The sequence below is a fragment of the Microcoleus sp. S13_C5 genome (assembly GCF_036700845.1).
Lineage (GTDB): Bacteria > Cyanobacteriota > Cyanobacteriia > Cyanobacteriales > Microcoleaceae > Microcoleus.
In genome coordinates, this window is the sequence record NZ_JAUBPR010000057.1 from 19,723 (window position 1) to 40,121 (window position 20,399).

17 protein-coding genes are annotated in these 20,399 nt (G+C 47.5%); 9 read left to right on the forward strand and 8 right to left on the reverse strand.

Annotated features, from left to right (window positions below; translation table 11 throughout):
- The first annotated feature begins 246 nt into the window (after window positions 1-246).
- Complete coding sequence (gene dnaX / locus QUA04_RS16335) at window positions 247-3,618, forward strand: DNA polymerase III subunit gamma/tau (RefSeq protein ID WP_333258362.1); 3,372 nt, start codon at window positions 247-249, stop codon at window positions 3,616-3,618.
- Between the two features lie 138 nt (window positions 3,619-3,756).
- On the opposite strand, the gene clpX is transcribed toward dnaX, so the two are convergent.
- The 3 genes from clpX to tig form a co-directional block, all read right to left on the reverse strand.
- Window positions 3,757-5,100 carry an ATP-dependent protease ATP-binding subunit ClpX gene (gene clpX, locus QUA04_RS16340; RefSeq protein ID WP_172188019.1) on the reverse strand — a complete coding sequence of 448 codons (1,344 nt, stop codon included), beginning with the start codon at window positions 5,098-5,100 and terminating at the stop codon, window positions 3,757-3,759.
- Between the two features lie 9 nt (window positions 5,101-5,109).
- Window positions 5,110-5,799, reverse strand: coding sequence for an ATP-dependent Clp endopeptidase proteolytic subunit ClpP (clpP, locus tag QUA04_RS16345; protein ID WP_333041644.1), 690 nt, complete (start codon window positions 5,797-5,799; stop codon window positions 5,110-5,112).
- A 346-nt stretch (window positions 5,800-6,145) separates the two neighbouring features.
- Window positions 6,146-7,561, reverse strand: coding sequence for a trigger factor (gene tig / locus QUA04_RS16350; protein WP_333258363.1), 1,416 nt, complete (start codon window positions 7,559-7,561; stop codon window positions 6,146-6,148).
- Between the two features lie 227 nt (window positions 7,562-7,788).
- On the opposite strand from tig, the gene QUA04_RS16355 reads away from it, so the two are divergent.
- The 4 genes from QUA04_RS16355 to QUA04_RS16370 all read left to right on the forward strand — a co-directional run bounded on the left by QUA04_RS16355 (window position 7,789) and on the right by QUA04_RS16370 (window position 12,343).
- A complete protein-coding gene (locus QUA04_RS16355) occupies window positions 7,789-7,992 on the forward strand; it encodes a hypothetical protein (protein ID WP_333258364.1) in 204 nt (67 codons plus the stop codon).
- Between the two features lie 132 nt (window positions 7,993-8,124).
- Window positions 8,125-9,168: an aspartate-semialdehyde dehydrogenase gene (locus QUA04_RS16360; RefSeq protein ID WP_333258365.1), complete on the forward strand. Its 1,044-nt coding sequence runs from the start codon at window positions 8,125-8,127 to the stop codon at window positions 9,166-9,168.
- A 107-nt stretch (window positions 9,169-9,275) separates the two neighbouring features.
- Window positions 9,276-10,199, forward strand: coding sequence for a 4-hydroxy-tetrahydrodipicolinate synthase (gene dapA / locus QUA04_RS16365; RefSeq protein WP_333258366.1), 924 nt, complete (start codon window positions 9,276-9,278; stop codon window positions 10,197-10,199).
- Between the two features lie 260 nt (window positions 10,200-10,459).
- On the forward strand, window positions 10,460-12,343 hold the full coding sequence (locus tag QUA04_RS16370; RefSeq protein ID WP_333258367.1) for a ribonuclease J: 1,884 nt from the start codon (window positions 10,460-10,462) through the stop codon (window positions 12,341-12,343).
- Window positions 12,344-12,528: 185 nt separating this feature from the next.
- Here QUA04_RS16370 and QUA04_RS16375 read toward each other — a convergent pair whose 3' ends face one another.
- The 3 genes from QUA04_RS16375 to QUA04_RS16385 form a co-directional block, all read right to left on the reverse strand.
- Window positions 12,529-12,804, reverse strand: a complete 276-nt coding sequence (locus QUA04_RS16375) for a MoaD/ThiS family protein (protein ID WP_006632924.1) — start codon at window positions 12,802-12,804, stop codon at window positions 12,529-12,531.
- Between the two features lie 135 nt (window positions 12,805-12,939).
- Complete coding sequence (gene thrC / locus QUA04_RS16380) at window positions 12,940-14,238, reverse strand: threonine synthase (RefSeq protein WP_333258368.1); 1,299 nt, start codon at window positions 14,236-14,238, stop codon at window positions 12,940-12,942.
- A 498-nt stretch (window positions 14,239-14,736) separates the two neighbouring features.
- Window positions 14,737-14,997: a MoaD/ThiS family protein gene (locus QUA04_RS16385; RefSeq protein WP_333258369.1), complete on the reverse strand. Its 261-nt coding sequence runs from the start codon at window positions 14,995-14,997 to the stop codon at window positions 14,737-14,739.
- Window positions 14,998-15,491: 494 nt separating this feature from the next.
- Here QUA04_RS16385 and QUA04_RS16390 point away from each other — a divergent pair, with 494 nt between their 5' ends.
- Window positions 15,492-15,779 (forward strand): hypothetical protein, encoded by a 288-nt coding sequence (locus QUA04_RS16390; RefSeq protein WP_006632921.1) that lies wholly within the window; start codon window positions 15,492-15,494, stop codon window positions 15,777-15,779.
- Between the two features lie 539 nt (window positions 15,780-16,318).
- On the opposite strand, the gene QUA04_RS16395 is transcribed toward QUA04_RS16390, so the two are convergent.
- Both QUA04_RS16395 and QUA04_RS16400 read right to left on the reverse strand, forming a co-directional pair.
- A complete protein-coding gene (locus QUA04_RS16395; protein WP_333258370.1) occupies window positions 16,319-17,695 on the reverse strand; it encodes a cytochrome P450 in 1,377 nt (458 codons plus the stop codon).
- Between the two features lie 137 nt (window positions 17,696-17,832).
- Window positions 17,833-18,438, reverse strand: coding sequence for a hypothetical protein (locus QUA04_RS16400; RefSeq protein WP_333258371.1), 606 nt, complete (start codon window positions 18,436-18,438; stop codon window positions 17,833-17,835).
- A gap of 677 nt (window positions 18,439-19,115) precedes the next feature.
- On the opposite strand from QUA04_RS16400, the gene QUA04_RS16405 reads away from it, so the two are divergent.
- The 3 genes from QUA04_RS16405 (at window position 19,116) to QUA04_RS16415 (ending at window position 20,332) form a co-directional block, all read left to right on the forward strand.
- The gene (locus tag QUA04_RS16405; protein ID WP_333258372.1) at window positions 19,116-19,724 is read left to right on the forward strand and encodes a COP23 domain-containing protein; all 609 of its coding nucleotides are present in this window, start codon (window positions 19,116-19,118) and stop codon (window positions 19,722-19,724) included.
- A 122-nt stretch (window positions 19,725-19,846) separates the two neighbouring features.
- Entirely contained in the window at window positions 19,847-19,978 is a 132-nt protein-coding gene (locus QUA04_RS16410) for a hypothetical protein (protein WP_333258373.1), read from the forward strand.
- A gap of 111 nt (window positions 19,979-20,089) precedes the next feature.
- Complete coding sequence (locus QUA04_RS16415) at window positions 20,090-20,332, forward strand: hypothetical protein (RefSeq protein ID WP_333258374.1); 243 nt, start codon at window positions 20,090-20,092, stop codon at window positions 20,330-20,332.
- Window positions 20,333-20,399: the final 67 nt, after the last annotated feature.

Below are 20,399 nucleotides of genomic sequence, written 5' to 3' on the forward strand. Positions count from 1 at the left end.
AAATAAAAAGAAATACACATAAATTAATAGTAACTCTGGGAGCGAGCAGCGGAAAACATCAAGGAGAACAGCCGATCGCCCGGATGATCGAGGGGCGGACGTTAGGAGGGTGCTAATTCCTACTGTTGGCTCACTCCCGCCTTGCCAGCCGACGACCGGGCGGCTTGCTATGAAAGTCGAGCTCTCTTTGCGATCGAACAACGTCTCCTTAGCTAAGATTACAGCTAATACCACCAATATTCGATCGTGACTTACGAACCCCTGCACCACAAATATCGCCCTCAGACATTTGCCGAATTAGTCGGTCAAGAGGCGATCGCCCAAACCCTCACCAGCGCCATCCTGCAAGAGCGCATAGCACCAGCATATCTATTCACAGGCCCCAGAGGCACAGGTAAAACCTCTAGTGCCAGAATTTTCGCCAAATCCCTCAACTGTATTTCTACGGTTTCCCCCACCCCGACACCCTGCGGCAAATGCAACGTTTGCCAAGAAATTGCCCGAGGTTCAACACTAGATGTCATCGAAATTGACGCCGCCAGCAACACCGGAGTAGATAACATTCGGGATTTGATCGAACGAGCTCAATTTGCCCCCGTACAATGCCGCTATAAAGTCTATGTAATAGACGAGTGTTTGATCGGTGATTCTCAGGTAAAAACTAGCGAAGGTCTGATGCGGATCGACAATCCTAACATCAAAGGAAAACAAGTTCTCAGCTATAACGAAACTTCAGAAGTTTGGGAATTTAAAAAAGTTTTGAGGTGGTTAGACAGAGGGGAAAAACAAACACTGGTGATTAAAACCGCCAACCGAGAAATCAGATGTACTGGCAATCATCCAATCAGGACAGAACAGGGATGGATACGAGCAAAAGACGTAAAAGAAGGAGTGAAGATACTATCCCCTGTGAATGTGGGTGCGGCACCGTCATTCACAAAATTGGAACAGATGGACGCTTGCGGAGATTTGCCAGAGGACATCAATTTTACGGGAATACCTACGGACAAAAATCCTACGACTTTGCCTCTATTCTCGAACAGGCTCAAGCCATCCAACCTCTCTGTGCGTGTGGCTGTGGAGAACAACTCGAAATACCAGACTTTTTACAAAAAAAAGGCAAAGGGATTAAGAGCATTCAGTCTCATTGGCAGCGACATCCGTATAAAAAAGGACATGGACTTTGGGATGCAAGAACGGAAAAGTTCTTGGCAAATGCCGAAGTTTTGCAACCAGAAACACTCGGACTCATCTACGGAACATTGCTTGGAGACGGTTTTATCACCTACCCAAATAAATATAGCCGATTTCCAAGATTGGGCTGGACACACGGAGAAAAGCAGCGGGAATGGTTGGAATACAAAGCTTCTTGCCTTTCGACACTGCGACCAAAGTTACGAGTTACACCTAACCGAGGATACGGAAATATATCAGTCTGTTGCAACACAGTCTGCCATCCCCAACTTAGAGATGTCTTTGACGCTGTTAAACCCAACGGAAACGGAAAATACGTCACAATGGATTGGCTCGATCGCGTCACTCCAGAAGGACTTGCTTGGTGGTACATGGATGATGGCTCACTCAGCATTTCCCCAGAAGGAAGTCCAAGCATCCAAATTCATACAGAAGGATATTCTAGGGCAGAAAATCAACTTCTTGCCAATTGGCTTACAGGTTTGGGATACCCAACAACAACTAAATTTTACACAAGGTCTAACACCTGTAAAACTTACGACTACATACACATGGGTGCTGAAACCAGTAGAAAATGGGTATCAGACTTTAAAAAGTATTCAATCCCTTCAATGGATTACAAGTTTGGAGACAGTCGAATCTGTAAAAGTCGCTGGGGTCGAGAGAGTTTATGATATTGAAGTAGAAGACAACCACAATTTTGTCGCTAACGGTCTTCTGGTTCATAATTGCCATATGCTAAGCACCCAGGCATTCAACTCTCTACTCAAAACATTAGAAGAACCGCCCGATCGCGTTGTATTCGTCCTCGCAACAACCGACCCACAAAGAGTATTACCAACTATTATTTCTCGGTGCCAAAAATTTGACTTTCGCCGCATCCCACTCGAAGCAATGATTGCTCACTTGCACAAAATTGCCCAATTAGAAAATATCAATATTGCCAGTGATGCAGTACAAATGGTTGCTCAAATTGCCCAAGGAGGTCTGCGAGATGCCGAAAGTTTGCTCGACCAACTGAGCTTATTTCCCGGTCAAGTAACAGTCGAAAAAGTTTGGGATTTAGTCGGCGCGGTTCCCGAAAATGATTTAATGGATTTGCTGCAAGCTATTGATAAAGATAACGCTACAGCACTAATAGACATGACTCGCCACCTCATGGATCGCGGTCGGGAACCGCTAATCGTCCTTCAAAGTCTCGCCAGCTTTTACCGAGATTTGCTAATAGCCAAAGCTGCACCAAAGCGGTCAGATTTAGTAGCTTTAACATCTGCAACTTGGGAAAAACTGGGGGATTTTGCCCGCAATTGGGATGCCGAGTTAATTTTGGCAGGTCAGAAACATTTGCAAACCCACGAAGTGCAAATTAAAAACACCACTCAGCCGCGTTTGTGGCTGGAAGTAACGCTATTGGGATTATTGCCCTCAGCAATTAGAACTCAGGCACAAGCAACAGCCGAACCAGCGAAAAATGTTGCTCAACCACCACAAAATCACCCCCACCAACCCAGGGCGGGCACGGGGGCACCGCCCCTACAATCGGGGGGGAGCCAGACATCCAATATTGAACCATCTTCAGTTCCCAATTCGCAAAATCCTCCGCCTCAGTCGCAGCCTGTGGCTAATCGGATAGAAAGCACACCTCCTGCACCGATTCCCGTACCTGTACCAACTGCTGAAACGAATCAAACAAATTATTCACCCACTAATTCAGCCGATGAAATCGATTTAAATCGAGTGTGGGAACAGGTACTTGACCGCGTGCGGCCGCATGGAACTCAATCGCTGCTTCGCCAACATGGACAGCTAGTAATTTTTAGCAATAATACTGCTCATGTTAAGATTAGTTCGCAGCCGTTGCTCAATATGGTTAAAGACAAAGTAGCTAATATTGAAGAAGCTTTTGTGCAAATTTTTAACCGTCGAGTAACAGTAAAAGTGGGCTTGACAAATCCCGCTGAAACTAATAGTTGCCGCGCCAAGGATTTGCCCACTTCTAACGGACGTGTTGGCGAAAATCCCAGGAATGATAATCCTGCGGATGATGCTGGCCAACAGGTGCAGAACTCGGCGGCTTCTGAGATTACAGATGATTTTTTGGGGAAGGGTAGAGAAGAACAAAAACACCCGCCAGCGCCTGAAAATACCGCCGTTAATGTGCCGGCAATTTCCGAATCGCGATCGCCCACAAACGTCTCTACAGACTCTCAAAATGACTTTAACGCTCAGGCTATAGCGGTGCGTGATGACGCTCAATATGTCGCGAATACGGCTAGGCAATTGGCTGATATGTTTGACGGGGAAGAAGTCGATTTGTCGAATGACTTGGAGATTTGGGAGGCGGAAACTTTTAGATTGGAATCGGAACCGGATTTTCCAGAGTTATCTTCTGAGTTAGGTGAGGATGATTTTATAGATTGGTAAGTAGATCACTAAAAAAAACCGAGAAACCCGGTTTTTTTAGTAGGGGCGTTGCTAAGAGTGGCCGCCCTTCCAGGTTTCTTAATACCCTAAAAGTTTTAGGTTGAATTAGAGTCACCTAGTGATTGTGAATATCTACTTTTAAGCTGACTCTGGCTTGGGCAGCGAAGACGGAAGTACCAACAACTCAGCCGTCGATCGCTTCTCGACCATTTCCTTAGTAATCGTACACCGGGCAACATCCTTGCGCGACGGCAACTCGTACATCACATCCAACATCAATTCTTCGACAATTCCCCGCAGCGCCCGCGCTCCAGTTTTGCGGCGGTATGCTTCCTGGGCGATCGCCCGAATCGCATCCGGCTTAAAGTCCAACTGCACATTATCCATCTTCAGCAGCTTTTGATACTGCTTAACCAAAGCATTGCGCGGCTCAGTCAAAATCGCCATCAGCGTTTCCTCATCCAGGGGCTCTAACACCGCCGCCACCGGCACCCGCCCAATAAACTCAGGAATCATCCCAAACTTCACCAAATCATCCGGTTCCAGTTGCTTGAGTACATCAGCAGCCCGCTTTTCCTTCGGCTGAGCCTCTCCGGGCTGAATAAAACCCATTGACTTTTTGCCAGTTCTCTGCTCTATCACTTTCTCCAGACCGACAAAAGCGCCGCCGCAAATAAACATGATATTGCTGGTATCAATTTGGATGCAGTCTTGATAGGGATGCTTGCGGCCGCCTTGGGGAGGTACATTGGCGATCGTCCCCTCGAGCATTTTCAACAGCGCCTGCTGCACGCCTTCCCCAGACACATCCCGGGTAATCGAAGGATTTTCGCTCTTGCGGGCAATTTTGTCAATTTCATCAATATAAATAATTCCGCGCTGCGCCTCTTCCACGTCCATATCTGCCACTTGCAGCAGCCGCAGCAAAATATTTTCCACATCTTCCCCGACATAGCCCGCTTCCGTCAGCGTCGTCGCGTCAGCCACCGCAAACGGCACGTCTAGCATATCCGCCAAAGTCTGAGCCAGCAGAGTTTTGCCGCAGCCCGTCGGCCCGATTAACAAAATATTCGATTTTTGCAGTTCTACTTCTTCCGGCGGGTGCTTGCCGCTATTTTTGGCATGGATAAAGCTGAGGCGCTTGTAGTGGTTGTAAACAGCCACCGAGAGCACCTTTTTCGCCTCATCTTGCCCGATCGCATTTTCGTCGAGATAGTTTTTAATTTCCCTCGGCTTGGGAATTTGGCTCAGAGACATACTTTTGCCCGAAGTAGCGCGGCGCTTTTGCGTCGTTTCCTGCTTCGGGGCCACCGCCGCTGCGGGCACTGCACTCGAATCAAACAACTCCTCATCTAAAATTTCATTGCACAAGTCTACGCATTCGTCGCAGATATACACCCCTGGCCCTGCGATCAACTTGCGTACTTGCTCTTGAGACTTGCCACAAAACGAACATTTTAGATGGGAGTCGTACTTAGACATAACAGCCTCTTAATTCAGTGCAGTGACATTCTCTCCCGCCGTCGGAAGGTTTTCCTTAGCGATAACTCGATCGACCAAACCGTAATTTTTGGCTTCCTCGGCTGACATAAAAAAGTCGCGCTCTGTATCAGCCTCTAATTTGTCGATCGGTTGGCCTGTGTGGTGCGCTAGCAGTTGATTCAGCTTACGCTTATGATAAAGGATTTCTTTGGCTTGAATCTCAATATCAACTGCTTGACCTTGAGCGCCTCCAAGCGGCTGGTGAATCATAATCCGGGAACTCGGAAGAGACATCCGCTTACCGTGGGCTCCTGCTGTCAGTAGAAATGCGCCCATACTCGCTGCCAAACCGTAACAAATCGTCACCACATCCGGGCGGATTTGCTGCATTGTGTCATAAATTGCCATGCCGGCCGTCACCGAGCCGCCGGGGGAATTTATGTACATTTGGACATCTTTTTCTGGGTCTTCGGCATCCAGATACAATAGCTGAGCCACTATTGAGTCAGCAACTTCGTCGGTTACGGGAGTTCCTAAAAACACAATTCGCTCCCGCAGCAAGCGCGAGTAAATGTCAAAAGCCCGCTCGCCCATCCCCGACTGTTCTAGTACCATCGGCACTACATTGCTGGGGCTGGAACTGACATCAAAATCGTTATAGCTTGTAATTAGGTAATTGGAAGATTGAGATACAACCATAAGACACCAGTCAAGGATTCTAGACAATTTGCTGCTGCTGATGAAAGCTTTAAATTAAGCCGCCAGCTTTTAACTATTATGCCTCTTCTGAACGGATATCGGGGGAATGGGAGTTTTGAGTTCTGAAATTGCTTTCTGCGCTGGGCGCAACGCTGGAGTGACTCGCAAGGCTCGCGGGGTGAATGAGTTAAAATACTCAGTTGTAAATCATCGCTGCTTCTAGTGGACACCCCGAGCTTTTAGTGAGGATCAGGCGCACCCGAAGCTTGTAGTTAAGGCTCAGGTGCGCCGTTAAAATCACGGTTGATTTCATGCCCCCAATTAGGACATTTGAAGACATTAAGTTCTATTCTTCGCCTACGACTTCCACTTCAACGCTCGTGGCTGCTTCTGCTGAATCTTCAGCGTCCGATTCTTCTGATTCTTCTGCAGCAGGAGTCAGAGAGCCTTCATGTACGAGTTCGATTGTTCCTTTTTCTTCCAACCATTTCAGGGTTTTTTGTTTGAGCAAGTCTTCTGCTACAAATTCCTGCAACCTTTGGGGATCAAAATCTCCTTTGGGAAACTGCTTTCTGATTTTTGCTACTTCTGCTGCTACTTCTGCTGGTTCAACAGATAAGGATTCCAGCTTGGCTACTTCTGCCAGAGCTAAATTCTGCTTGAGGCGCTCGATTGCTTCCGGGCGCGAGCGTTCCCGCATCGGGCCCATATTTTCTTCAGTAAACAGTTGGTTGATATCTATGCCGTAATTTTTCAATTGGAGGGCTTGTTGATTCAACAAATAATCGATTTCGCGATCGACCATTGTTTCAGGAATTTCCACTTCTATTAGCTGCGCGAGTGCTGCTGATATAGCTTTTTCCTTATTAGCTGATGTCTTGTTTTCTTGGTCTGCTTTAAACCGAGTTTCTAGCGATTCGCGCAGTTCTGCTAAAGTTTCAAACTCGCTGACTTCTTGGGCGAAGTCGTCGTCCAACTCCGGCAATTCTTTTTCCTTAAGTTCTTTGAGAGTAATCGTAAAGACTGCGGGTTTTCCGGCTAATTCTTCACTGCTATACTCATCTGGGAACTGCACAGAAACTTCTCTAGTTTCTCCCGGATTCATTCCGATCATGCCTTCGATAAAGCCCGGTACAAACTGATTTTCCGACAATTCTACTTGGAAGTCTTCTGCTTCACCGCCGGGGATTTCTGCGGGAGTTTCGCCTTCCGGTGCTTCGGCAAATCTACCGGAGAAATCAACCAAAGCCGTGTCTCCCAACTGAGCCGGCCGGCCTTCTACGGGGATTAAAGTAGCTTTGTCCGATCGATATTTTGCCAGTACCTCATCTACCTGAGCCTCATCATACTTAGCTTCTTCTGCTTGAAGCTGCAAACCTGTGTACTGACCCATTTTCACTTCGGGTTGCACATCAACCTTCGCCGAAAAAATCAGAGGCTGTTCTGGATCGAACTTAGCTAGTAATTCTTCAAACTCGGTGCGAAGTTCAAAACTGCCAATTGCGGCAATTTTTTCTTGTTCGAGGGCTTTTTGCAGAGAATCATTAATCAAATTTTCCAAAGCCGTCGCCTTCAAGCGAGTCTGGCCTAGGCGCTGTAGCAAAACTTGACGGGGAACTTTGCCTTTGCGGAACCCAGGAATATTAACCTCGCGAGCAAATTGTTTAATTACTTGCTCGTAAGCTTGTTTTGACTTTTCTGACGGTACTTCGATTTCCAGACCAATTTGGCTAGCTGGAAGTTTTTCCTGGGTTACTTTCATCGGCTTTTTTGATATTTAACAATAGTGTAATAAAATACATACAAATCTGACTTTGCCTGCATTTTAATTTTGTACGCTTTGACTCGTAACGGCACAACTACAACACCTTTACCGGATGAGACTGTAAGTCATTGCCGGCTACTTTTTTGGCTCTTGCCAAATAGTTTTGGTTTGAGGATACTAGCTTTTGCTGCTAGGAATGTGGAGGTTAAGTCCACTAATTGCCGATGCACCATAGCACATATCGCCCTGTGCTGTCAATCTTGCCGGTCTCTGCGGCCAGTCAAAGTCAATGGATGCGCCTGCGAAAATGCAGATATATCGCAAAACTTAACCGGATGCGGATTGGGCGTGGGCGATTGGCAAAAGATGCTAAACTGGCACTGGGTACGATCGCACGGATCAATCGGGAAGTCCGATCGCTCTTTTAGGTTAACTGCACCATTGCTATCCTCTCATGCTGCTGATATCGCATAACATTAATTAAGTTTGATATTGAGAATTGCAGTTATTTAAATTTTTGATTTCGATCCTTTAGACTTTAATTTTTGGAGGAAACTAATTTGTCTCAATCCTATCGAGTTGCCATTTTAGGAGCCACCGGCGCAGTCGGGGCAGAGTTGCTAGAACTATTGCACAGCCGGAGTTTTCCGATTTCTAACTTGAAGCTGCTGGCTTCGGAACGTTCAGCAGGCAAAACTTTGCCTTTTGCCAGTGAGATGCTGCCGGTCGAAGCAGTTTCGGCGCGATCGTTTGATAATGTAGATCTGGTGCTCGCCTCTGCCGGTGGCTCTACATCTAAGTTATGGGCTCCGCAAGCGGTGGCAGCCGGAGCCGTGGTAATTGACAATTCTAGCGCCTTCCGCATGGATGCGAACGTACCGCTAGTGGTTCCAGAAGTCAATCCCCAAGCGGCTGCTGCTCACCGAGGTATAATTGCTAATCCCAACTGCACGACTATTTTGATGGCAGTTGCCGTTTGGCCACTTCACAAAGTTAGGCCGATACAGCGCATCGTTGTAGCAACTTACCAGTCTGCCAGCGGGGCGGGGGCAAGGGCAATGGAGGAAATGAAAGCTCAAGCAAGAGCAATTTTGCAGGGGGAAACGCCCCAAACAGATATATTTCCCTACCCCTTAGCATTTAATTTGTTTCCGCACAACACCCCGATTAATGATTTAGGGTATTGTGAAGAAGAGATGAAAATGGTAAACGAAACTCGGAAGATATTTGGTACGGACGAGATTAAAATTACGGCAACTTGTGTGCGGGTTCCCGTACTCCGCGCTCATTCGGAAGCGATTAATCTAGAGTTTGCAGAGCCTTTTAGCGCGATCGAGGCCAGGGAAATCTTAAAGCAGGCAAGCGGGGTTAAGCTGGTAGAAGACTGGCAAGCTAATTATTTCCCGATGCCTGTCGAGGCCAGCGGTAAGGATGACGTGTTAGTCGGCAGGATTCGCCAAGATATTTCTCACCCCTGCGGGTTGGAAATGTGGCTGTCTGGCGATCAAATCCGCAAAGGGGCGGCTTTAAATGCGGTGCAGATAGCTGAGTTGCTGGCCCAAAAAGATTTGTTGCGAACCCAAGTGGCGGCGGCTTCTAAATAGGGGGAACCCTGGCAATTAGGAAATTGAAATTGGGGATTTTAGATAAACCTTTCATCTGAAATCAAAAATTTAAAATCAAAAATCAACAGTCTAAAATCGGAGAAAGTGTGGTAAAGTTTGGACGGGTTCTGACTGCAATGATTACGCCGTTTAAGGAAGACGGCAGCGTTAACTATGCGGTAGCAGAACAATTGGCAGTTCATTTAGCCGATCGCGGTACAGATAGCTTGGTAGTGTGCGGCACTACTGGCGAGTCTCCCACTATGACCTGGGATGAAGAGTACGAATTATTTCAGGTGGTACAAAAGGCGGTGATCGGTAAGGCGTTGGTAATCGCAGGAGCCGGATCGAATTCTACTTCAGAAGCAGTAGCAGCTACGAAAAAAGCAGCTAAACTAGGGTTAGATGGTTGTTTGCAGGTGGTTCCTTATTACAACAAACCGCCGCAAGAAGGTTTATATAATCATTTTCGGGCGATCGCGCAATCTGCTCCAGAATTGCCTATAATGTTATATAACATCCCCGGTCGCACTGGTCAGAATATGTTGCCGGAGACGGTGGCTAGATTGGCAGAAATCCCCAATATTGTGGCCGTAAAAGAAGCCAGTGGCAACTTGGATCAAGCAAGTCAAATTCGGTGCTTGACATCCCCTGAATTTGCCATCTATTCTGGAGATGATTCCCTAACTTTGCCAATGTTGGCGGTAGGAGGATCTGGTGTAGTTAGCGTAGCCAGCCATCTGGTAGGAGAGCAACTGCAACAGATGATCAAAGCTTTCGAGGCCGGTCAAGTTCAAGTCGCTACCCAGATTCACTTGCAACTTTTTGACCTGTTTAAAGCTCTTTTTCTCACCACAAATCCCATTCCCGTCAAGACAGCTCTTAAACTTCAAGGCTGGGATGTAGGCTCCACCCGTCCGCCCCTGTGCGATCCCCCCCTTGAGGTAACTCAAAAGTTAAAGGACGTACTGAGTCAGCTAGCAGCAGTATCAGCTAGCAAGACGAGCGAGAACGAGTTTTCAGACAACTGAATATTGGTTGTTATCAGTCATTAGTTCAGAGTCATCAGTCATTAGTAATTAAGTGTTAGTAAGTAGCTAACAGTCAAGGATTAAAGACTGAAGATAGAAGAATGAAGGCCAAAGACAACTGACTGTACGGGATAGTAAAACCCGCCAGGGAGTTTTCCATAAATATTTGGAAAAATATCGCCCTACCAACGAACAGTAGACGAAAGACGAAAGACCACAGACCACAGACCAATAACAAAAATAACTAACAAAGGATACGCATGATCAAAAATACAACTGCATCTGCTCTAAAAGTTATTCCCCTCGGCGGGCTGCACGAAATCGGTAAAAACACTTGTGTGTTCGAGTACGGCGACGAAATAATTCTTTTAGATGCCGGTTTAGCGTTCCCGACAGATGGAATGCACGGGGTAAATATTGTCCTCCCAGACATGACTTACCTGCGAGAAAACAGCCACAAAATTAAAGGTATGATCGTGACTCACGGTCACGAAGACCACATAGGCGGTATCCCTTACCACCTCAAACAATTTGAAATTCCGGTCATTTACGGCCCCCGTTTGGCGATGGCTTTGCTAGCCGGAAAATTGGAAGAAGCGGGAGTGTCTCACCGCACTGAATTGAGAACTGTTCGACCCAGGGATACTGTCAGAATTGGCAAGAATTTCTTAGTCGAATACATCCGCAACACTCACTCGATGGCCGACAGTTTTACGGTGGCAATTCACACTCCAGTCGGAATTGTGATCCACACGGGAGACTTTAAAATTGACCACACTCCTGTAGACGGCGAGCATTTTGATTTGCAAAAGCTGGCCGAGTACGGCGAGAAAGGCGTGCTGTGCTTGATCAGCGATTCTACTAACTCGGAAGTTCCCGGTTTTACCGCTTCGGAAAGTTCAGTGGCGCCGAATTTAGACAGAATTATCGCTCAAGCACCGGGACGAGTGATGCTGACGACTTTTGCTTCGTCGGTACACCGATTGCAAATTGTTTTGGACTTGGCTAAGAAAAACAATCGGTATGTCGGAGTGGTTGGCCGGTCGATGCTTAACGTCATCGCTCACTGCCGCAATCTCGGCTACATCAAATGCGAAGATAGTATTTTCAAACCCCTGAAAGAAATCCGCAATTTGGCTGAAGACAAGGTGCTGATTTTAACTACAGGTTCTCAAGGCGAACCAATGGCGGCGATGACTCGCATTGCTAACGGCGAACATCACGAACTGAAAATCAGAAAGGGCGATACAGTCATTTTCTCAGCTAATCCGATTCCGGGAAATACGATCGCAGTGGTAAACACGATCGATAAACTGATGATGCTGGGAGCACACGTGGTTTACGGCCGCGACAAAGGCATTCACGTTTCGGGTCACGGCTGTCAAGAAGACCAAAAGTTAATGATTAACATGACTCGTCCCAAGTTCTTCTTGCCGGTTCACGGGGAACACCGGATGCTGATCCAGCACTCCAAGACGGCTCAAAGCATGGGCATTCCCGCTAGCAATATGGTGGTTATTGACAACGGCGATGTCGTAGAATTGACCGAAAATTCGATACGAGTGAGCGGTACAGTGCCTTCAGGAATTGAATTAGTAGATGCTTCTCGATCGGGGGTTGTCAAAGCCAGCGTCCTGAAGGAACGTCAGCAGTTGGCGGGAGATGGCGTTGTAACTGTAGCGGCGGCTTTGAATTGGGAAGGCAAATTAGTGGCCAAACCAGAAGTTCACTTGAAAGGTGTAGTGACCTCAGCCGATCGCACGGAGGTGATCGGATTAATCACTCAAACCATTGAAACAGTTTTGAGCGATCGCTGGTCAGAATTTGTCAAACCCGCCACTGCTGACTCGCAAGTTGATGTTGACTGGGTAGGAGTTCAAACGCAAATAGAAAAGGCTATTCAGCGAGTGATGCGCCGGGAACTTCAAAGCAATCCGCTGCTGGTATTCCTGATGCAAATTCCTGAAGAAGCAGTGCGATCGGAAAAGGCAGCAGTATCTCCAGGTTCCCTGGAAGCACCTAAGCTATTATCCTCGCCATCATCGGCATCGCCATCATCCCCATCATCCCCATCCTTGCCATCCCCTGCCAATCAGGTGACGGGCCGGCGCCGTCCGCGGACTGCTGCAAGGGCAGCTTCCTAGTGCGATAATTTCCTGACGCACTGCGAACAAAGAAATAAGTTTTAGGTTTGTAGTAGCGCTTGAGTACCCAAGCGCTACTACAAACCTAGATTTGATTTCATAAAACGCAAATGAACGCAGATAGTTATTTAAATCTATCTGCGTTCATTTGCGTTCGTCTGCCTCAATCTACATTTTAAAATTAATCAGCCACCAGCAACAGCAGGAACAATGCTGACTTCATCGCCATCTTGGAGGGCTGTTTTTGAGCCATCCAAAAAGCGGATGTCTTCGCTGTTGACGTAAAAGTTGAGAAATCTGCGGGGTTCTCCCTTTTCGTCGCACAGGCTTTTTTTGATGCCGGGACAATTTGTTTCCAGGGATTCAATTAGTTCGGAAATGTTATCGCCGGCGCATTCGATGGTGGCTTGATTGTTGGTAAATTTTTGCAGGGGAGTGGGAATTAAAACTTTGACGGTCATTTTTTTAGTCCTTAGTCAGTAGTCATTTATTAGTTATTAGTCCTCAGTCATTAGTCATCAGCGATCAGTCAGTAATCATCAGTCAACAGCTTAACAACCAATAACTAATGACTACCGACTATTGACTAATAGCTGTTAAACCGAAACTTGTTGCCATTCTAAGCGTTCGAGCGTGCGGGCGCGTTCTAGGGCGCGCTCGAACGCTTCTAGTTTCGGTTCGAGGGTGATGGGTTCGCCGATGTAGCCTTGAACTGCTTCTTGCGTTTTCAAACCGTTGCCGGTGATGTAAGCGACGGTGGTTTCATCGGGATTGATTTTACCTGCTTCTACGAGTTTCTTCAAGACTGCGATGGTCGTGCCACCTGCAGTTTCTGTGAATATGCCTTCAGTTTCTGCTAGCAGTTTCATGCCTTCGATGATTTCGGTGTCACTGACGGATTCAATGTTGCCGTTGGTTTTGCGGGCGATTTCCAAGGCGTACATACCGTCGGCTGGATTGCCGATCGCGATCGACTTAGCAATTGTATTCGGTTTCACCGGTTTGACGAAATCACGGCCTTCGCGGAAGGCTTGGGCGATGGGGGAACAGCCGTCAGCTTGGGCGCCGCTGAACCGAACTTTCTTTTCATCCACTAAACCGACTTCGGTGAATTCTTGAAAACCTTTGTAAATTTTTGTGAACAAAGAGCCGGAGGCGAGGGGAGCGACGATGTGATCGGGCAATTGCCAGCCTAGCTGTTCGGCAACTTCGTAGCCGAGGGTTTTTGAGCCTTCGGAATAGTAGGGGCGCAAGTTGATATTGACAAATCCCCAGCCATGTGTATTGGCGACTTCGCAACAGAGGCGGTTAACTTGATCGTAGTTGCCGTGAACTGCCATGACAGTTGGATTGTAAATCAGAGTGCCGAGGACTTTGCCTGCTTCTAAGTCGGAGGGGATGAAGACTACGCAGTCGAGTCCGGCATGGGCGGCGATCGCCGCCGTAGAGTTAGCTAAATTGCCGGTGCTGGCGCAGGATACAGTTGTGAAACCCAATTCTCTCGCTCTGCTGAGGGCGACTGACACCACTCTGTCTTTAAAGCTAAGAGTGGGCATATTGACGGCATCGTTTTTAATATAAAGATTTTTTAGACCGAGGCGGCGCGCCAAGCGGTGGGATTTTAATAGAGGAGTCATCCCAGTGCCGACATCGATGACGTTATCTGTAGCGACTGGTAAAAATGCGCGGTAGCGCCAGATCGAGTTGGGGCCGGCTTGGATGGTTTGGCGAGTGACGGTGCGGCGGATGGCGTCGTAGTCGTACTTGACTTCAAGCGGGCCAAAACAGCAATCGCAGACGTGCTTGGCTTGGAGTTCGTACTCTTCGCCACATTCTTTACACTTAAGGGCTGTGAAGGTTGCTGCTGTGGATTGGGTTCTGGTCGCCTGGGTCATAGCTCAACTCTCTAGTTTTGCGATGTTTGTTAATTCTTTTCGCAGAATACCACGCTCAAATTAGTGCGTCAACCATACCCGATTTTTTTAGTCGGGATTGATTTTACAGTTACTTTTCAGTTAGACAGTGGTGTATTTAACTTGGATATTTGGGCGAGCAGGACGCCCACCCCACAAGGATTTGACTTGTTTTCATGATCGGGCTGGGAATCCAGATTGTCAGGCCCGCCCGCGAGCCCGATCGATCTCAAGGATGATTTGCCGACGGAATTGTTACAAAACTTAATAAATCTTTTTTGGGCTAACAAATGGGCAGTCGTGCGATCGAACACAACTACAAAACCTGGAATTTTTGATTAACTGAGATATTGCACCATTCTCAAGAACAGGCAAGATGCCTGTTCCACAAGAAAATTCATCTCTTGTGGAACAGGCATCTTGCCTGTTCATAAAAAGCTTATTGAGAATGGTGCAACATTTCAGATTAACCAACTTAGCCTACCCGCCGCTGACGGGGGGGATGAGTACAACTTCGTCGCCGTCTTGGAGGATGGTGTCGGGGGAGACGAATTCCAGGTTGAGACCGAAGCGGGTGCGATCGCGCCATTGTTCTAATTGAGGATGTTGGGCGATCGAGCTTTCGAGCACTTGAGACACTGGGGTTTCGGGAGGAAGTTCTAATGTAAGTTCCGAAACGCCGTAGGCTTCACCGAAGGCGGCGAACAGTTTAACGGTGATGGTAATCGAAGAGTTAGACACGGCTGTTGAGTGCGATCGACGGTTTGGCAATTATCAACTACACCATACAATTAATTAGGAATTAGGCGCGCCGAGGCTTAGAATTGAAAGCGGCAACCTCTAGTTAAGTTTTACCCCATCAGGCAAAAAGGACAGTTGATTGCAGTAAAAAGTCCGAACAGGATTGTATAGCGATCGCTCTCACCAACCAGGCGTTAGAAGCAGTTGGCATCCACTTAGATGCAGCTAGCCAAGGTCTAGTTGGCTGCTGTTGAGGCTAATGCGAGAATAATTTTTGTGGATGCGGTATAGATACTTTACGGTAATTGTGGGAGAGTACAAAAAGATCCCACTAAATTTAGCAGACCACAACGCAGACAATGCCCTGTCAACCCACTTCTCCTGACGACAAATCAGGTTATCAAGTGTGGCTTGGAATGGTAAAACCTTTGCCCTGCTTAGCAAGCTAGCCGTTCTATCTAAGAAGAATACTGAAGTTAACGCGATAGAGATATATGGCAAATAATGATTTTAAAGTGCTTCAAATTATTGAAGCTAAAGGCTGGTATGCCTTTGGGAGTACGAAGCAAAGCCAGCACGTTGAGAGATGGGTAAGGCCTGTCGTGTGTTGGGTTTTAATAGAAGATAAAAAAAAGCGACGGGTTGTGACAGCTACCGCTAGCTATCAGATCCAGATTGACGACAAAGAAGTCGAGTTTTTTGCCCACGAAAGCGAAATTCAAGATCTGGAGAGTCTCCCGAAGTCTGTCTCGGTATCGGAATTTCTGAAAACAGAAGATTGAGAGAAGGGCAAAAGGAGCTGATTTAACAAGTTATTAATTATTCCTTAGTGATTCCTTAAACTTGCTGTCGCATTCTATTTCAATGAGAGGCAGAAGCTCTAGATTGGGGACAGGGGCAGATGGGGCCAGGGGGAGAATTTATATTTTTGCCTTGCCTTCTGCATCTTGTGCCCAATGCCTGAAGTAGCCCAAAAAATAAAGAGGCCGGAAGATTGCAGGCAATGCCAACACGCTTCCGACCTTGCTGAATAACAGGGTATGCATATGTTTTTAAAGTATGGCAGGGAGGCTTTTGAGATATCAAGAGGACTATTGCAATCACCCACTTTTGCTTTCAGGCTGTGTTTGCAAGGTTCATACTATTTTAGACTGAGAATTTGAAAATAGAGAGGGGGGAGGCTTACAGGTTAAGGATTCTAGCTATTTATCTGTAGCGGGTGCTACAAAAAATGGTGGCAGTGGCGGACGATCGCACATTCTCGCTAAATTGTTTGCACTCAAAGCTGAAAGTTCGATCGCCCGCTGCAACTGTTGCGACTTTAAACCCCAGTAGCAACAGGTTCACGCTTCTGCTGCGACATCCGCCGCCCCAGCAGGGTCATCCGCACGCCGCCGGCAGGCCCTAAAGTCACCCCTCGGCGTTTGGCCTGTACGGGCTTTTTCTCGGCCAATACTAGGTCGAAATTCCGCAAAATGGTTGCCAGCACCAGTTTCATCTCCAACTGCGCCAACGCCAAGCCTATACAGCGGCGGCTGCCGCCTCCAAAGGGCAAATACTCGTAAGGCGAGAATTGTCTCTCCAAAAACCGTTCTGGTTTAAATTGCAGGGGTTCTGGATACAAATCCTCCCGCCTGTGGGTCAAATAAATCGAGGCGAAAACAACCGTACCCGGTTCGAGTTGATGTCCCATCAGTTCCACGGGCGTGAGAACTTCTCGCGCAAACGTCAGCATTGCCACGGGGTAAATTCGCAGCGTCTCCTGACAAACTGCACTCAGGTAAGGTAAGCGGAAAATCTCCATCGGGTCGGGATTTTCCCCCAAACTGTCTAATTCTTGCAGCAACTTCTGGCGCACCGAGGGCAAACTGTGAATCCAGTAAAACGCCCAAGCTAGGGCCGTTGCTGTGGTTTCGTGGCCTGCAAACAGCAGCGTCATCAACTCGTCGCGCAATTCTTCATTCGTCATTGGTTGCCCGTTTTCGTCGCGCGCGGCCATCATTAAGCTGAGAATGTCGGTGCGGTTGGCGTCTGGTTGCAGTCTGCGTTCTTCAATTTCGGCATAGATCAGATCGTCAATTTTCCGCTGCCGCTGTTTCATGCGTCCCCAAGGACTCCAAGAGCCCCAATCTTGCTGCATCCAGCCGAAAAACAGCATACTCGATCGCAACGGAGAACCAGTCATATCCACGAATGAGGCAAGTAGTGGCCTGAGTTTTTGTAACCGCGGGCCGTCATCGAGGCCGAAGACAGCTTGCAAGATTACCCGCATGGTGACTTCCTGCATGGCGCTGCGAGCCAGAAAAGGTCGATCGACCGACCACTTGCTGGCAACATCTTGAGCTATATCGCAAATTAGTTGGCCGTAATTCCGCATCCGTTCCCCGTGAAAAGGTGGCATCAATAATTGGCGCGATCGTTTGTGCCTTTCTCCTGAGACCATAACCATGGATTCTTCTCCCAGCATGGGTTTGAGAATACTATTCAGGCTGCCTGGAGCGTGAAACGCGCTGCTATTGAGCATCTCCTGGACAGCTTGCGGGTGGTGGATCATCACCAATGGTTTCCCGTTGTTCACTTGAGCTGTGAAAATGTCGCCGTATTGCTTGGCACATTTATCCATGAATGTCAGCGGATCGCCGATCCATTGAATTAGCTGCACAAGGGGTGGAGCTTTGGGGCCGTTAGGTAGTGTCATAGGAATTACCGGGGTTTGGGTCACAGGACTTAGCAGTATCAACAAATCTCAAAGAGTTTGAAGGTTGTTCAATCTCTCCCAACCCTTGTTTTTAAGGGGAGAATTGCGTAAGTCCCATCTCCAATAATTTTAATAGCTTATTCTCGAACGGTGCTCAAAATATCCTCTCCAAGCTCTGTAAAACGAACAGTTTTGATTTGCCAAGGAGCATAACTGGTTAAAGTTTGGCGCACGCCCCCGAACAAACCTAACATCTGACAACTGGACAGATTTTGCAATTTCTGACGCGAATTTCCGGAGGCTCGCAGATCCACGGTAGCTATTCCGAGGTCGCGATCGATATTGAGGCGATAACCAGCCAGACCAAGACTATCGAAAATCTGCTGCTTTAACACTTCATTAACCGCCGATGACATTAACTGGTTCTCTGGGCCTGTAACTGTTTCCGGCTTCAAAGTTTGACACAAATTATCTACCTTATAAACCGTAACGGTGGCAGTATTTACTGAGAGGGTACCACTGCCTAAAACTGAGGCAACAGAGTTAGAAGGCTGCGTTAATTGACTCGATCGAGCCTCAATTTGATTTCCCGTTAGCTGTAGGTGTTGGAACTGAGGGGCGCTTGCTGAGAGTGGGCTCTGGTTTTCGGTTGAGGTAGCTGCATCTGAGCTAGAACAACTGCTACCGCCCATCAAAATTAACCAAACGCCTAAATATCCTAACTGTTTGCAGATACGGTTCATAGTTTTTAATACTTTACTAAACGTCAGTGTATGAAGGGTGAATTTTGGTGGTAGAAAGCACTTAGACCCTGATTACACTCACTTAGAAGTATTTCCCGCAGTACGGAGATGAAAACAAGTTAAGAGTTCTTGTTAATACCTGGATTTTAGTGTTAGATCAAGTAAGAGGGGTTTTACCCATCAGGGCTGTAACCCCGCAGCTTACCTGTCTCAGCAGATCAAGCTCGCGACCCCGCTCGTAAGTGATATCAAATACCTTTTCAGTGGTGTGATGTACCGTTGCAACTCGATCCCTTCCAAGGTCTGAGGTGAAAAGCCTCTTTCCGGTTGGTAAAAGCCTGAGTTTGATTAGTAGTAATGAGGACAGAATTCCGACTTGTGCGCGCATTTTAAGCTCGGCTTCGGAGCGCCTTTTTAACAGCGCCGAAATCGCGGTTAGAGGGAACGTGCAAGTCGCGAGCAATATCAAAACTTACGCATCAAGAGCGAAGAAACCGGGTTTTTTAACCAGGCATAAGGGCTGCAACGAAGTGTTTTCGTAAAAAAAACTGTTTTCTGGTCAAGTCGCCAATAACTTTACTCCCAAGTCAGCGGATCTTGAATGAACAGGGGCGTCAAGAGGGTTATAGCATTCGGTGATTTTTGTCCCGAATCCTCTAAAAAAGAGTGAAAATATCATGAAACAGGAATTTTTGACAAAAGTTGTGGTGGCAACAGCGATCGCCCTAAGCGGCCTGACGGTTGCTTCTCAACCGAGTTACGGTCGGCGAGCACCGGGGGAAAGTGGATTTTGGTGCAGTACCTCGACCGGTGCGCCGGTGACGGTGTACCAAAACGCTCAAGGTGCCGTAGAGCCTTGGATTGAGTGGACTTCCGATTATTTCTCCGGTTCTGGCTACGATCCGGTAACTCGGTGTCAATTAGTGAGTCAACGCCTCGAAACCTATCGCCGCCGACGAATGCTTAAGTACATTACTGCAGGCCAGATGAACGGTCAGAACGTCATCTGCACGGCGACTCAAGTCAATGGGCTGTGTCAAAATTTGATTTATACTCTCAGACCCGGCCAAGACCCGATCGGCTCTTTGTATAATTTGTTGGCTTGGCGCCAAGGATATGTCGGGATGCCGTCTTTTGATGAAACCAGTAAAATTCCTTACATTGATGTCAGCGAAAAGCTAGGGGAAAACATGGATGATGAGGCGCAACTGCCCCCTTTTCCCCACCGTTCGGACAGCCTTAAAGATTGGCAAATTTTCCATCCCATCACCAATTCCCACGATTGAGGTGGAAAAGTTGGCGCATCAAACAGCGGTACGCATCCAGACGGGAATATCTTCTGGTTCTGGGACGATCGTCCGTCCGGCAGCAGGGTCAAACCTATACAGTGCTTACTAACTAGCAGGTTATGGCGACGCCCACGAGCGATCAAATAATTGTCACCGACGACGGCCTCCTCCACCCACTCCTAGGAGTTCTGAGGCGGCTGGGCAATACCGAATCTGGCGATCGTTCAGTTTCGCAGCGCGAGCGAGTATAAAATAGCACTATTCAGCCTTGAACCCGGAGCGGTGTCTGAGCCAGTGTTGGCAGTCGGCTTTCCTGCGGGTACTGAGGTTGGGGCTTTGGTGGTGACGCAGGCTTCGTTTCGGTGCTGCTACCCCAATCTTTGCCTCAAGGTTATAGCTTGGGCTATACAAATGAGGTTAAAATCGGTAAGAGTGGCGACCCGATTTTTAATGCCAAAGGTTTCTTGGTTGGGATTAACGGTAGGGGCAAGTATCGAGATCCAAATTTTGGCGTCTATTCTTTTGAAGATGGAAGTGAACCAACAGCGGAATTATTGGAAAAAATGGTTAAATCCAGTTGGGGAATTCCGATTAGCGGGACTTAAACATAAAATACGATAAAAATAGGTTATAATGCTTACATAGCAAGCATATAACGTTAAAAAATGACCC

Bases quoted from the DNA above. Each gene is read 5' to 3' on its own strand.
- clpX (WP_172188019.1), bottom strand. From the start codon at position 5,100: ATGTCTAAGTACGACTCCCATCTAAAATGTTCGTTTTGTGGCAAGTCT.
- clpP (WP_333041644.1), bottom strand. From the start codon at position 5,799: ATGGTTGTATCTCAATCTTCCAATTACCTAATTACAAGCTATAACGAT.
- tig (WP_333258363.1), bottom strand. From the start codon at position 7,561: ATGAAAGTAACCCAGGAAAAACTTCCAGCTAGCCAAATTGGTCTGGAA.
- QUA04_RS16355 (WP_333258364.1), top strand. From the start codon at position 7,789: ATGCACCATAGCACATATCGCCCTGTGCTGTCAATCTTGCCGGTCTCT.
- QUA04_RS16370 (WP_333258367.1), top strand. From the start codon at position 10,460: ATGATCAAAAATACAACTGCATCTGCTCTAAAAGTTATTCCCCTCGGC.
- QUA04_RS16375 (WP_006632924.1), bottom strand. From the start codon at position 12,804: ATGACCGTCAAAGTTTTAATTCCCACTCCCCTGCAAAAATTTACCAAC.
- thrC (WP_333258368.1), bottom strand. From the start codon at position 14,238: ATGACCCAGGCGACCAGAACCCAATCCACAGCAGCAACCTTCACAGCC.
- QUA04_RS16390 (WP_006632921.1), top strand. From the start codon at position 15,492: ATGGCAAATAATGATTTTAAAGTGCTTCAAATTATTGAAGCTAAAGGC.
- QUA04_RS16395 (WP_333258370.1), bottom strand. From the start codon at position 17,695: ATGACACTACCTAACGGCCCCAAAGCTCCACCCCTTGTGCAGCTAATT.
- QUA04_RS16400 (WP_333258371.1), bottom strand. From the start codon at position 18,438: ATGAACCGTATCTGCAAACAGTTAGGATATTTAGGCGTTTGGTTAATT.
- QUA04_RS16405 (WP_333258372.1), top strand. From the start codon at position 19,116: ATGAAACAGGAATTTTTGACAAAAGTTGTGGTGGCAACAGCGATCGCC.
- QUA04_RS16410 (WP_333258373.1), top strand. From the start codon at position 19,847: ATGGCGACGCCCACGAGCGATCAAATAATTGTCACCGACGACGGCCTC.